Genomic DNA, 12,766 nt, shown 5'->3' with positions numbered 1-12,766 from the left:
GTCATTTTGGCTTGGGGTTGCGGTCCGGGGTGGCTGTGTGGGGGTGGCTGGGTGGGCCGCTGCGCGGGGCTGGTCCCCTACCCGCCCCCTCCCGAAACCGGGCTCCGCCCGGACCCGGTCCTCAAACGCCGGACGGCTGAAGTACGGCCGGGGTGGGGTGGATGCGGCCGGGGTGGGGTTGCTGGTCAGGACAGGGCTGGGCGGCGGAGAGGGACGCCTGTGGGGACTGCTCGGCGGCGGGGGGAGGACGTGCCCGTCCAGCAGGTGCCGCGGCGGGAGAGGAGGCGGCGGAGCCAGAGTTCGACGGAGACGATCTCCGCGAGGCCGTCCAGGGGGACCGGGTGGCCGTCGGCGGCGGCGATCAGGGCCTGCTGGACGACCCGCGCCTCGATCAGGCCCGCGTCCGCGAGGAGCGGGGCGGTGAAGAGGGCGAGCAGCGGGTCGAGGGCGGCGCGCAGGCCGAGGCGGACCGCCGTCTCGTTGGCCGAGTGGGCGGGGGCGCCCCAGCCGGGCGGGAGCTCGCGGACGCCCGTACCCGCGAGGACCGTGCGCAGGATCGCGGCGCGGGCGCCGGGCTGGACGCGCAGGGATTCGGGCAGGGCGCGGGCGGCGCGGACGACCTGGTTGTCGAGGAAGGGGGCGTGCAGGCGCTGGCTGCGGACCTCCACGGCCTGTTCGAAGACCCGGTGGTCGGCCGCGTGGCGGGCCAGCACCGAGCGGGCCCGGGCCTCGCCGGGGCGCAGCGAGAGCGGTGGGCGGCCCGCGGCGGTGGCGAGCCGGACGGAGACTTCGGCGAGGGCTTCGCCGGTGAGCCAGTTCGCGGCGGGGCCGGGGCGGCACCAGGTGAGCGCGGCGAGGGAGGCGTCGAGGGGGGTGGCGGCGCCGGCCGGGAGCAGGCCGTCGCGCAGGACGGCCGCGGCGGCTTCCATGCCCGCGCGGTACGGGGTACGGGCGAGGCGGCGGGCGGCGGCGTACACCGTGAGGGGGATGAGGAGGGACTGGCCCTGGAACTGGCCTTCGGCGCCCGCCGAGCGGGTCAGGGCCGCGACCGGGCGCAGCAGGTGGCGTCTGCGTCGGTCCATGAGGAGGTCGGCCATCCGGGCGGGGTGCGCGTCGAGGACCTGGCGGGCGCCGTGGCCGACGAAGTGGTCGGCGCTGCCCGCGGCGAGGCGGCGCCGGTCGCGGGCGGCGAAGACGAGGGAGGGGCCGGGCTCGTCGGTGAGGGGGCCGTCGAGTTCGGCGTACGGGAGGGCTTCCTCGGCGGCGGCCACGACGACGTGGTGGAGTCGGGGGTCGGCGGCGATGGCGTGGGCGCGTTCGAGTTCGGCCTCGCGGCCCCGGGGGGTGGCGAGGTCGTTGAAGGTGACGGCGAGCAGGCGTTCCCCGGCGCCGGAGCCGTGGCCGAGTACGGTCCCGGGCGCGCCGGGCATTCCGGCCGCGAGGAGGGCGAGGGTGGCGGAGGCGCTGCCGCCGGAGAGGTCGGCGCCGACGCCGGGAGCGGGGGCGCCGCGAGCGGCGCGGCGGTCGGCGGGGCCCATGCCCGGGACTGGTCCCGGGTCGTGGGGCGGGGTGTCGGGGGCATGGCGGGGCGCCGTGAGCCGGGCGCGCACCGCGTCGACGAGTGCTTCGCGCACGCCCTCGGTCGCCCGTTCGGGTTCCATCTCGGGGGCGGCGACGGCGAGGGAGGCGACGGGTTCGTACCCGGTGATCTCGCGGGAGCCCTCGCGCAGGATGATCGCGTGCCCGGGCGGGATCCGGCGGACGCCCGCGTACGGTGTGCCGTCGCCCAGCGCCTCGGGGCTGTCGGGGCAGGCCAGCAGGGCCGCGAGGTGGCCGATGTCGAGCTGGGCCTCGATCAGGTCGGCGAGGGGGAGGGCGGCGGTGGCGTACGCCGTTCCGGCCGCCCAGGGGGTGTAGAAGACGGGCCGGGCGCCCGCGAGGTCGCCGACGACGGTGATCCGGCGGCCCGCCTGGACGACGGCGGTGTAGCTGCCGGGCCACTGGGTGAGGTGGCGCAGGGCTCCGCCGCGGGCGGCGTAGAGGGCGCGGCGCAGTTCGGCGTCGCTGGCGCCGCAGCAGCCGAGGACGGCGAGCCGCGTGAAGGGGTCGGTGGGGTCGGCGGTGACGGTGCGGATCTCGTCGGGGCGCCAGTCGCCGACGGCCCACAGGGGGTCGGGGTCGCCCCACAGGAGTTGGGCGCCGACGGGGTGGAGGGTGCGTTCGGAGTACTCGTCGGGTTCGCCGTAGGCGCCGTACGTTCCGTAATCGCCCTGGTCGGGGCGGGTGCCGGGGGCGCCGGGGGCCACGTACCCGGATCCGGGTGAGCCGTGGGAGGCCTGTGAGGCGTAGGAGGCGCGTGGGGCGTCCGCGAGGCCGCCGCGGAGGCCGTCAGCGGGCGTGCCGACGCGTCCGGCCGTGCCGAAGCTTGCGGCGATACTGCTCCAGCCCACCAACCACCGCATAGCCGTCTCCCCAGCCTGTGGGCACGTGACCGGGGCCGGACGGCCGGACGGCGGGACCCCGGATGGCTCGGGTCCATGCTGCCACGAGACAGGCGTGCGAGAGTGGTTAAGGGGGGCGCACATGCAAAGGAACACGCCCCGCACATGCGGTATTTGGCGTTCCGTGCCCACCGCCCCATAGGTCGGTTTCGGCCATTCTTCGGCCGTACTGAGTGCCCTGGCGCGGGCGCGGTCCGGGAGGCGGCGTCCGCCCCCCGGACCGTACCGCCGCCCGCGGGGATGGGGGCGACGGTGCCTCCCGGCCCGTCCGATCCGCGCTCCGGGCCGACCCACGCACCGCACATCGAATCGCCGGGCCCCGGGGCGGGGCAGAGCGCACGGCCGGGCGCACGGCCACACGGGCGGAGCACGCACTGACACGTGCGCCCCGGGGGCAGCCCCGGCCACGACTGTGCGTACGGACAACAATCCCGCCATCCGGAAGGCAGGCCCTTAACGCTTGGGATGCGGCGAACTACGCTGGGTTTACGTTGCCGGGCGCCTATGCCCCGACAACCGTCTGCGTTCCGCGTGCGACGAGGGGTGGCGCATGTCCAGGGAGCTCCGTGAGCCGAACGAGAAGCTCGGCGCCGTCCTCGCCCTCGCGGGCATCAGCAACGCGGGGCTGGCCCGGCGCGTCAACGATCTCGGGGCGCAGCGCGGCCTGACGCTTCGGTACGACAAGACCTCGGTCGCCCGGTGGGTGTCCAAGGGGATGGTGCCGCAGGGCGGGGCCCCGCATCTCATCGCGGCGGCCATCGGCGCGAAGCTGGGGCGGCCGGTGCCGCTGCACGAGATCGGGCTGGCGGACGCGGACCCCGCGCCCGAGGTGGGTCTCGCCTTCCCGCGCGACGTGGGGGCGGCGGTGCGTTCGGCCACCGATCTGTACCGGCTCGACCTGGCGGGGCGGCGCGGGGGCGGCGGAATCTGGCAGTCCCTGGCCGGTTCCTTCTCCGTGGCGGCGTACGCGACGCCCGCCTCGCGCTGGCTGATATCTCCGGCGGACGGCTCGGTCGCGCGGGAGGCCGCCGCCGCGGGCGCTCCGTCGCGGGGGTCCGCTCCGTCGGGCTCTTCCTCGTCGGGCTCTTCCTCGTCGGATTCCGCTCCGTCGGGTTCGGTCTCGTCGGACCCCCCTTCGCCGGGCACCGGGGCACCTCCCGCGCCGCCGACCAGCGTTGTGCCCGCGCAGCCCGGGCCCGAAACGCACCGTGCGTCCGGCCCGTCGGCGTCCTCGCCGTCCCCGGACCCGTCCCCGCAGCGCGTCGGCCACAGCGATGTGACCAAGCTGCGCGAGGCGGCCGAGGACGCGCGCCGCTGGGACTCCAAGTACGGGGGCGGGGACTGGCGTTCCTCGATGGTGCCGGAGTGCCTGCGGGTGGACGCGGCGCCGCTGCTGCTCGGCTCGTACACCGACGAGGTGGGGCGCGCGCTCTTCGGGGCGACCGCCGAACTGACCCGGCTGGCCGGGTGGATGGCCTTCGACACCGGTCAGCAGGAGGCCGCCCAGCGCTACTACATCCAGGCGCTGCGCCTGGCCCGCGCGGCCGCCGACGTCCCGCTCGGCGGGTACGTCCTGGCCTCGATGTCGCTGCAGGCCACCTACCGGGACTTCGCGGACGAGGGCGTGGACCTCGCGCAGGCCGCCGTCGAGCGGAACCGGGGGCTGGCCACGGCCCGCACCATGAGCTTCTTCCGGCTGGTGGAGGCCAGGGCGCACGCGAAGGCGGGCGATTCGGCCGCAGCGGGGGCGGCGCTGCGGGCGGCGGAGGGCTGGCTGGAACGGGCGCGGGACGGGGATCCGGATCCGACCTGGCTGGGTTTCTACTCGTACGACCGTTTCGCGGCGGATGCGGCGGAATGTTACCGCGACCTGAAACTGCCCCGGCAGGTACGCCGCTTCACCGAGCAGGCGCTGTCGCGGCCCACCGAGGAGTACGTGCGCTCGCACGGGCTGCGCCTGGTGGTGAGCGCGGTCGCCGAACTGGAATCCGGCAACCTCGACGCGGCCTGCGCCGCCGGGACCCGGGCGGTGGAGGTCGCGGGCCGGATCTCCTCGGCGCGGACCACGGAGTACGTACGCGACCTGCTGCACCGACTGGAACCGTACGGGGACGAGCCGCGCGTCGCGGAACTGCGCGAGCGGGCCCGGCCGCTGCTGGTCGCTCCCGCATAACCGGGTGCGCGGGGGCGGCTCCCCGGGGCCCTGCCCCCGCGCCCCCGCGCACCCGGGCCGCCCGGGGCCGCTCGGCCGCGCTGTCAGTGGCGGGGTGCAGTATGCAGGGGTGGAGGTGGCAGCGTGGACTGCGATGTGCTGGTGATCGGCGGGGGAATCCTCGGCCTGTCGACCGCCCATGCCCTGTCGCGCCTCGCTCCCGGTACGCGTGTGGTGGTCCTGGAGAAGGAGGCCGGTCCGGCCCGGCACCAGAGCGGCCACAACAGCGGGGTCGTGCACAGCGGGATCTACTACCGGCCGGGATCGCTCAAGGCGCGCTTCGCGGTGCGGGGCGCGGCCGAGATGCTCAAGTTCTGCGCGGAGCACGGCCTCCCGCACGAGGTGACCGGCAAGCTGATCGTCGCCACCCGGCGGGCGGAGCTGCCGCGGCTGCACGCGCTGGTCCAGCGGGGCCGCGAGCACGGGATTCCGGTGCGGGAGCTGGGCCCGGCACAGATCACGGAGTACGAGCCGCAGGTGCGCGCCCTGGCCGCGATCCACGTCGGGACCACCGGGATCGTGGACTACGGGCGGGTCGCGGCGCAGCTCGCGGAGTCCTCGGGCGCGGAGATCCGCTACGGGGCGCGGGTGGAGCGGATCGGGCGGCGGCCCGGCCGGGTCGCGGTGCGGACCGCGGCGGGCGAGGTACTGCGGGCGCGGGTGCTGGTGAACTGCGCGGGGCTGCAGAGCGACCGGGTGGCGCGGCTGGCCGGGGACGAACCGGGGATGCGGATCATGCCGTTCCGGGGGGAGTACTTCGAGCTGGCGCGGCCGTCGCTGGTGCGCGGGCTGGTCTATCCGGTCCCGGACCCGGCGTTCCCCTTCCTCGGGGTGCACCTGGCCCGGGGGATCGGGGGCGGGGTGCACGTCGGGCCGAACGCGGTGCCCGCGCTGGCGCGCGAGGGGTACGGGTGGGGGACGGTGCGGGTGGGCGACGTGGCGTCCGAGCTGGCCTGGCCGGGTACCTGGCGGATGGCGCGGCGGCACTGGCGGTACGGGGCGGGGGAGATCCGGCGCTCGCTGTCGAAGGCGGCCTTCACGGAGGCGGTGCGGAGGCTGGTGCCGGAGGTGTCGGCGGCGGACCTGGTTCCGGCGGGGGCCGGGGTGCGGGCGCAGGCCGTCCTGCGGGACGGGACGCTCCTGGACGACTTCCTCATCCGGGAGGGGGCGGGGACGGTGCACGTGCTGAACGCGCCGTCGCCTGCCGCGACCGCTGCGCTGCCGATCGGGCGTGAGGTGGCCCGGCGCGCCTTGCGGGCTCTGCCCGCCCACGCCGCCTGACCGGTTCCCCGTGCGGACCGCGCTCCCGCCCCCCGGGGCTGACGCCCAGCACCCGGGGTCGTATCTCGCGCCCGGGGTCGTATCTCGCGCCCGGCGAAAGGCTCCGGCCGCCACCGCCCGTCTCCGGCGGCGCCTCAAACGCCGATGGGGCTGACATGGCCCCGGGCCGGGGAGCGGCGGGGGTTCGGGGCGGGTCGTAGAATCGGGGCATTGTGTCTGAGTCACTGAATCCGCAGCCCGGTTCCCCCGCCGCCCCCGCAGAGGCGGCCTCCTATGCTCCGCCGCGCTGGCGCACGGAGCCCCGGTTTCCCGACGGGCCCGCGCCCGACCCGGCGGGCTCGCACCACGAGCGCCGGATCCGCAGCTTCCAGCCCCGCCGCAGCCGGGTGACCACCGGCCAGGGCGAGGCCCTGCGCCGCAAGTGGGCGACCTGGGGCCTGGACATCGACGGGCACGAGGTCATCGACCTCGACGCGCTCTTCGACGGCCGCCCCGTCGTCCTGGAGATCGGCTTCGGCATGGGCGAGGCCACCGCGCAGATGGCCGCCGCCGACCCGGACACCGGGATCCTCGCGGCCGACGTGCACACTCCCGGCCAGGGCAACCTGCTCGCGCTCGCCGAGCGCAACGGCCTGGAGAACGTCCGGGTCGCCAACGGCGACGCGATCATCCTGCTGCGCGAGATGCTGGCGCCCGACTCCCTCGCCGGGCTGCGCGTGTACTTCCCGGACCCGTGGCCCAAGGCCCGCCACCACAAGCGGCGCCTGATCCAGCCCGAGTTCCTCGACCTGGCCGCGACCCGGCTGGCCCCGGGGGCCGTGCTGCACTGCGCGACCGACTGGGAACCGTACGCCGGACAGATGCTCGAAGTCCTCGGCGCGCACCCGCGGTTCGAGAACACCCGGGCGGACGGCGGTTACGCCCCGCGGCCCGACTTCCGGCCGCTCACCCGGTTCGAGGGCCAGGGTCTGGACAAGGGGCACGTCGTACACGACCTCCTGTTCCGCCGCCTCCCGTAACGGGCAGAAGGCAGAACGTCACCGCGAGTGTCGGACCCGCTCGCTAGGGTGATGGGGTGTTCCGAGCGCTCCCCGGTGTGCTCGCACGTCCGTCGGGCCCGGTCCGCATGTGCGTGCGCGTCGCCCTGTTCGCTTCCCTGGCCGCTTCGGGGGTGGCGATCCTGGCGCTCGTGCGGGACCAGACCGGCACCGCCGGGTTCTTCGTCGGTCTCGGGCTGGCCCTGCTGCCGGTCACCCCGCTCATGGCGGCCTTCCGGTGGCTGGGCCGGGCCGCGCCGCTGCCCTGGTCCCGGCTGCTGTTCTGCGCCGGGTGGGGGGCGGGGACGGCGGCCCTGATCGCCATAGTGGCCAACAACTTCGCGACCGAATGGATGGCGTCGGCCGCCACCGACCCCGCCTCGGTGGACCAGCTCGGCTCGGTGGCGATCGCCCCCGTCGTCGAGGAGAGCGCGAAAGCCGCTTGCCTGCTGCTGGTGTTCGCGTTCCGCAGACGGCACTTCACCGGCCCCGCGGACGGTCTGGTCATCGCCGGATTCACCGCCACCGGTTTCGCCTTCACCGAGAACATCCTCTACCTCGGCAACGCCTTCGGTGAGGACCTGACCTCCGGCGCCAGCGTGCTCGACTCGATGACCGCGGCCACCTTCTTCGTACGGATCATGCTGTCGCCGTTCGCGCACCCGCTGTTCACCGCGCTCACCGGCCTCGGCCTCGGCGCGGCCGCGCGCAGCAGCCGCCGTCCGGTCCGGATCGGGCTGCCGCTGCTGGGCCTGGCCCTCGCGATGGGCGCGCACGCCCTGTGGAACAGCTCGTCCGAGCTGGGCGAGTACGGCTTCTACGTGGTCTACGGCTGCGCGATGGTCCCGGCGTTCGCCGCGCTGGTGTGGCTGGCGGTCCGGATCCGGCGGTCCCAACTGCGTACGGTCGCGCGCGAACTGCGGGTGTACGCGGGCGCGGGCTGGCTCGGCCGGGCCGAAGTGCCCGCCCTCGCCTCGGTGCCGGCCAGGTCGCTGGCCCGCGCGCTGGCCAGGCGTACGGGCGGCCGGGCCGCGGCGCGGGCGGTCGACGCCTACGCGTCGGACGCGGCGGCCCTCGCCCTGCTCCGCGACGAGGCCCGGACCGGCGGCCCGCGCCGCACGGTGGACTTCCCGGTGCGGGAGCGGGAGTTGCTGGACCGGCTGTGGCACGGCCGGGCGGCCGCGGGTCCGGCGCTGGCCCGGGCGGCCGTCATGGAGGGGCTGTACGCGCCCGCCCGGATGCCGGTCTCGATGCCGGTGGCGGTGCCCGTGCCGGTTCCGGTGCCCGCCGCTAGACGTTCAGGCCCTTGGACTGGAGCCACGTCAGCGGGTCCCGCGTCGCCCCGTCCGTACGTACTTCCAGGTGGAGGTGGGCGCCGGTGACGTTGCCGGTGGCGCCGACCCGGCCGATGGTCTCGCCGGTGTCCACCGAGCCGGAGGTCACCGACATCGAGGAGAGGTGGCAGTACCAGATCTCCGTACCGTCGGGGAGCTGGAGCACGATCCGGTAGCCGTACGCGCCGGACCAGCCCGCGGAGACGACCGTTCCGCCGTGCACGGCCTTGACGGGGGTGCCGGTCGGGGCGGCGAAGTCGAGGCCGGTGTGCATCCCGGAGGACCACATCGAACCGGAGTCCCCGTAGTGGGAGGTGAGGGTGTAGGCCGAGGTGGGCAGTACGTAGCCGCCCGCCGTCGACGAGGGGGCCGCTCCGGGCGCCGGAGCCTTCGCCTGCCGCGCGGCGGCCTCGGCCTTCGCCTGCTCCTGGGCCTTCGCCTGCTCCCGGGCCTTGGCCGTCTCCTCAGCCTTCGCCCTGGCGGCCTCGTCGGCGGCGGCCCGCTGCTGCCGGGCCTCCCCGGCCGCGGCCTCGTGTGCGGCCCGCTCGGCCTCGGCCTTGAGGGCGGTCGCGGCGGCGTCCTGCTGTGATTCGGCCTGCTGGAGGATGCGGTGGCGCAGCACCTCGCCCGCGTCGAAGCCCGCCGCGGCCCGCCCCGCGCCCGCCGGGGCTCCGGCTTCGCCGCCCCGGGTCTGGCGCGGGATGATCCCGTTCGCGGAGCCGTCCCGCGCGGGGCCGGACGCCGCGTCGCCGGTGTCCTCGTCGGTGTCCTCGTCCGGGTCCTCGCCCGAGCCGCCGATGGAGCCGAGCGACGGAATGCTGATGGATACCTGGGGGCGGCCCTGCGCGGTGGCCATACCGCCCGCGCCGACGGCCGCGATCACACCGACCCCGAGCACGGTGGAGCTGCGCGCCAGTCCGCCGCGGCGGTTCGCCACGCGGTGCTTGCCACGTGGCGGGCGGGCGGAGTCCTCGGTCGGGTTCCACTCCCCCCAGGCACCGGCGGTGGGGAATTCCTGGACGTCGACGCCGTCGGAGGGAGGCAGATGGGACGGCACCGGGGCACACTCCTCGAATCGCGCGCACGCGCACTGAGCCGTCTCTTGCGACGGCAGTGGCGACCGCGCTGCGTTATCGAACGGTAATAGACACCGGGGAGTGATTCCAAGCAGTTGCGATTGATCGTTCACAGCAATCGGCCACCCTGCGACCGGCTTTGGCCTGGACTTCTCGGGTGTAAGCTCCTCAACCAGGTCAAATAACCCCGTCCGGCCATGCGTCTCCAGCCACAGACTCTTCATGACGGTCCGTCAATCAGCTTGCGGAACGCACCCTTTCACTCACCCACGGTCACCTCGCGGCGCCCGCCGCGGCGTTACGCGCCGTCGCACGGCACCACCGGTACGGTCCGGCACCGGGCGGCCCGCCCCCGGCCGCGCGAGCGCCAGCAGGGCCATGTCGTCCGTCGTCCCGCCCCCGGTGTGGCGGCGCACATCGGTGACGAGCGCGTCCAGCAGCTCCTGCGGCCCCGGGAAGACCCGCCCGCGCAGCCGGGCCGGCGGATCGTAGAACTCCCCCGCCGCGTCCCGGGCCTCGCTCAGCCCGTCGGTGTACAGCAGCAGGGTCGCCCCCTCCGGGAAGGGCCACTCCTCGGCCCGGTCCGGCCAGCTGCCCAGCTCCCCCATGCCGAGCGGCAGCGCCGCCTCGCCCGGGTGCAGCACCACGAGGGATCCGTCGGGGCCCAGCAGCATCGGCTCGGGGTGCCCCCGGTTCACGATCCGCAGCGCCCCCGTACCGCGCGGGATCTCGGCCAGTACACAGGTGGTGAACCCCTCGACCGCGTCCAGGCTGTCGCGCCGCACGCCCTCGCGGGCCAGCGCCCGGTCCAGCCGCCGGGCCACCCCCTCCAGGGCTGGCTCCTGCTCGGCCGCCTCCCGGAAGGCCCCGAGCACCACCGCCACCGCCTCCACCGCGCCCAGACCCTTGCCGCGTACGTCGCCCACCGCCACCCGTACTCCGTACGGGGTGTCCTGGACGGCGTACAGGTCACCGCCGATGAACGCGTCGGCCTCGGCGGCCTCGTAGCGCGCGGCGATGCGCAGGCCCGCGATCCGGTCGGCGGGAGTGGGCACGACCGCGCGCTGCGCCGTCTCCGCGATCCCGCGCGCGGAGGCGAGCTGCTCGCCGCTGCGCCGGACGACCCGGTTGATGAGGAGCGCGAGGCCGGAGACGGTCAGGACGGTGACCAGCTCGGTGAGGGCCTCCACCTTCCAGCTGGTGCCGTTGTAGATGTGCAGCGCGATCACCGCGAGGGAGGCGAGGGCGCCGGTCAGCGCGGTGGTGCCGACGGCGAAGAGGGGCGCGGCGACGAGCGGGGCGGCGCTGAAGAAGGGGGAGCCGGTGAAACTGGGCGGGGTGATCACGTCGAAGACCAGTCCGAGCGCGATCAGGATGGCCGGGAGCGTGCGGACGAAGCGCCGGGCCAGCCGGGTTCCTCCGTTGGGCGCGCCGCCACCGCCGGGAACACGACCGCCGGGAATCCGGCCGCCGGTGTCTCCCTGTTGCCCCAGGCCCAGCCCCACCACGTGTTCTCCTGCCAGGTCCCCGCGCGGGTGCGGGCCACAGCCGCCCCGCTCCTCAAGGGTGTGGGTCTCCCGCTTCCGTGGCGAACCGGCCGGAGCCGTCCGAGTGAGCGCGGCGGCCTCCCGGCGGCGGGCGCGAGCATGGACGGCCGCATACGACGAAGGCCCGGATCCGTGAGGATCCGGGCCTTCGTCATTGCCCCTGAGGGCTTGAGTAGCGGGGGCAGGATTTGAACCTACGACCTCTGGGTTATGAGCCCAGCGAGCTACCGAGCTGCTCCACCCCGCGTCGGTAAACCCAACTCTACGCCATTCGGGGCGGACCTCCGACCACTGAACGGCCGGGGGTCGGACCGGGGGTCGGACCGGGGTTCCGATCGCGGGTCGGACCCGGGGTTCCGATCGCGGGTCGGACCCGGGGTTCCGATCGCGGGTCGGACCCGGGGTCGTCCCGGACGTCCGACCGGCGGTCACAGCCGGCCGGACGTGGTCACAGCCGACCGTCGGTCGTCACAGCCGGTCCAGGAATCCGGTCAGGTTGCCCATCATCCGGCCGATCTGCTCGTCCACGGTGAGGGTCTCCTCGAACCGGCCGCCGGGCTCCGGCTGCTTCTTGCCCCGTACGTACAGCGAGCAGGCCAGGTCGGTGCACATGTAGAGGCCGAGCGAGTTCCCCTCGCGCCCCTCCTTGCCGCGCTTGCGGGCGGTCATCAGCGAGACCCCGCTGCCGGGATGGAGGGTCAGGCAGAGACCGCACATGCTGCGGTGCAGCAGACCGCGCTTGGCGGAGGCGAAGCGCAGCGCGACCCCGACCAGGCCGCCGCCGGGCCCTTCGGTGACCAGGTAGCTGCGATCGGGCGCGGACAGGTCGCGCCAGCCGAGGAAGTCGAGGTCCCCCCAGGGGCGGGTGGCCAGCTCGCGGGGCAGCGGCAGCCGGGCCGCCTCGCCCTTGGAGCAGTTCACGAACGAGCCCCGGATGTCCTTCTCGGTCAGTGCTTTCATGGGGCCACGCTAGGTTTACCTAGGGGTCCTAGGCAAACTAATAATGATCCTCGCTACTTTCCGGCCAACCGGCGCCCACACCCGGCCGACCCCGCGGGCCGACCCGGCGGGCCGACCCGGCGGGCCGACCCGGCGGGCCGACCCGGCGGGCACGACACCCCAAAGGAGCCGCACCCTTGCCCCGAGCAGGCCTCACACCCGGCCGCATCGTCGAAGCGGCGGCCGCCCTCGCGGACGCCGAGGGACTCGGCCACCTCACCGTGTCCGCCCTCGCGCGCGGCTTCGGCGTCAAGGACGCCAGCCTCTACTCCCACATCCGCGGCCTCGACGACCTGCGGACCCGGCTGGCCGTGCGGTGCGCGGCCGAGTTCGCCGACCGCCTCGGCTCCGCGCTGGCCGGGCGCTCGGGCGAGGAAGCGCTGACCGCCTTCGCCGACGCCTACCGCGCCTACGCCCTCGACCACCCCGGCCGTTACACCGCCACCCAGCTGCGGCTCCCGCCCGAGGTGGTCGCCGCCTCGCCCGGGCACCTGCGGATGGTCGAGTTCACGGCGGCCGTACTGCGCGGGTACGCGCTGCCCGAGCCCGATCTCACCGACGCGGTCCGGCTGCTGCGCAGTACGTTCCACGGTTTCGCGGACCTGGAGGCGAGCGACGCCTTCGGCCACCCGCGCGCCGTTCCGGAGTCCTGGTCCCGGATCACCGGCGCCCTGCACACCCTGCTGGCCAACTGGCCGCGCACCCCCGCGGCCGGACCGGGGACCGACCGTATGACGGCGCCGTGAGCCTGCGACCGGCCCGCCGGGGCGACAGGGCGT

9 protein-coding genes and 1 tRNA gene are annotated in these 12,766 nt (G+C 75.2%); 5 read left to right on the top strand and 5 right to left on the bottom strand.

All coding sequences use genetic code 11. The features are described 5' to 3' along the window. Positions 1 to 185 precede the first annotated feature (185 nt). Positions 186 to 2,462: an asparagine synthase-related protein gene (locus tag QMF80_RS26350; RefSeq protein ID WP_283457576.1), complete on the bottom strand. Its 2,277-nt coding sequence runs from the start codon at positions 2,460 to 2,462 to the stop codon at positions 186 to 188. Between the two features lie 589 nt (positions 2,463 to 3,051). Here QMF80_RS26350 and QMF80_RS26345 point away from each other — a divergent pair. The 4 genes from QMF80_RS26345 to QMF80_RS26330 all read left to right on the top strand — a co-directional run bounded on the left by QMF80_RS26345 (position 3,052) and on the right by QMF80_RS26330 (position 8,413). Further along, positions 3,052 to 4,674, top strand: a complete 1,623-nt coding sequence (locus tag QMF80_RS26345; RefSeq protein ID WP_283457575.1) for an NsdA family TPR-like regulatory protein — start codon at positions 3,052 to 3,054, stop codon at positions 4,672 to 4,674. Between the two features lie 123 nt (positions 4,675 to 4,797). Then, a complete protein-coding gene (gene lhgD / locus QMF80_RS26340) occupies positions 4,798 to 5,994 on the top strand; it encodes an L-2-hydroxyglutarate dehydrogenase (RefSeq protein ID WP_283457573.1) in 1,197 nt (398 codons plus the stop codon). 212 nt (positions 5,995 to 6,206) lie between these two features. Next, positions 6,207 to 7,013, top strand: a complete 807-nt coding sequence (trmB, locus tag QMF80_RS26335; protein ID WP_283457571.1) for a tRNA (guanosine(46)-N7)-methyltransferase TrmB — start codon at positions 6,207 to 6,209, stop codon at positions 7,011 to 7,013. Positions 7,014 to 7,120: 107 nt separating this feature from the next. Beyond that, positions 7,121 to 8,413: a PrsW family intramembrane metalloprotease gene (locus QMF80_RS26330; RefSeq protein ID WP_283457582.1), complete on the top strand. Its 1,293-nt coding sequence runs from the start codon at positions 7,121 to 7,123 to the stop codon at positions 8,411 to 8,413. Here the strand turns inward: QMF80_RS26330 and QMF80_RS26325 are convergent. From QMF80_RS26325 to QMF80_RS26310, 4 genes are all read right to left on the bottom strand, one after another. Next, positions 8,322 to 9,422, bottom strand: a complete 1,101-nt coding sequence (locus tag QMF80_RS26325; RefSeq protein WP_502962918.1) for a M23 family metallopeptidase — start codon at positions 9,420 to 9,422, stop codon at positions 8,322 to 8,324. The two genes, QMF80_RS26330 and QMF80_RS26325, sit on opposite strands and share 92 nt — an antisense overlap. Before the next feature lie 282 nt (positions 9,423 to 9,704). Continuing rightward, the gene (locus tag QMF80_RS26320) at positions 9,705 to 10,949 is read right to left on the bottom strand and encodes a PP2C family protein-serine/threonine phosphatase (protein ID WP_283457569.1); all 1,245 of its coding nucleotides are present in this window, start codon (positions 10,947 to 10,949) and stop codon (positions 9,705 to 9,707) included. Positions 10,950 to 11,161: 212 nt separating this feature from the next. Further along, positions 11,162 to 11,235 (bottom strand) — tRNA-Met (locus tag QMF80_RS26315). A gap of 221 nt (positions 11,236 to 11,456) precedes the next feature. Continuing rightward, positions 11,457 to 11,948, bottom strand: coding sequence for an FBP domain-containing protein (locus tag QMF80_RS26310; RefSeq protein WP_283457567.1), 492 nt, complete (start codon positions 11,946 to 11,948; stop codon positions 11,457 to 11,459). Between the two features lie 176 nt (positions 11,949 to 12,124). Between QMF80_RS26310 and QMF80_RS26305 the strand changes: the two genes are divergently transcribed. Further along, positions 12,125 to 12,733, top strand: coding sequence for a TetR/AcrR family transcriptional regulator (locus tag QMF80_RS26305; RefSeq protein WP_283457565.1), 609 nt, complete (start codon positions 12,125 to 12,127; stop codon positions 12,731 to 12,733). Positions 12,734 to 12,766: the final 33 nt, after the last annotated feature.

The organism is Streptomyces sp. G-G2 (assembly GCF_030063135.1).
Classification (GTDB): domain Bacteria; phylum Actinomycetota; class Actinomycetes; order Streptomycetales; family Streptomycetaceae; genus Streptomyces.
Note: the sequence above shows the minus strand (reverse complement) of the source record. Positions and strands in the feature narration are given on the sequence as shown.

Coding starts and splice junctions, on each gene's coding strand:
- QMF80_RS26310 (WP_283457567.1), bottom strand. CDS start 11,948: ATGAAAGCACTGACCGAGAAGGACATCCGGGGCTCGTTCGTGAACTGC.
- QMF80_RS26345 (WP_283457575.1), top strand. CDS start 3,052: ATGTCCAGGGAGCTCCGTGAGCCGAACGAGAAGCTCGGCGCCGTCCTC.
- QMF80_RS26350 (WP_283457576.1), bottom strand. CDS start 2,462: ATGCGGTGGTTGGTGGGCTGGAGCAGTATCGCCGCAAGCTTCGGCACG.
- QMF80_RS26330 (WP_283457582.1), top strand. CDS start 7,121: ATGTGCGTGCGCGTCGCCCTGTTCGCTTCCCTGGCCGCTTCGGGGGTG.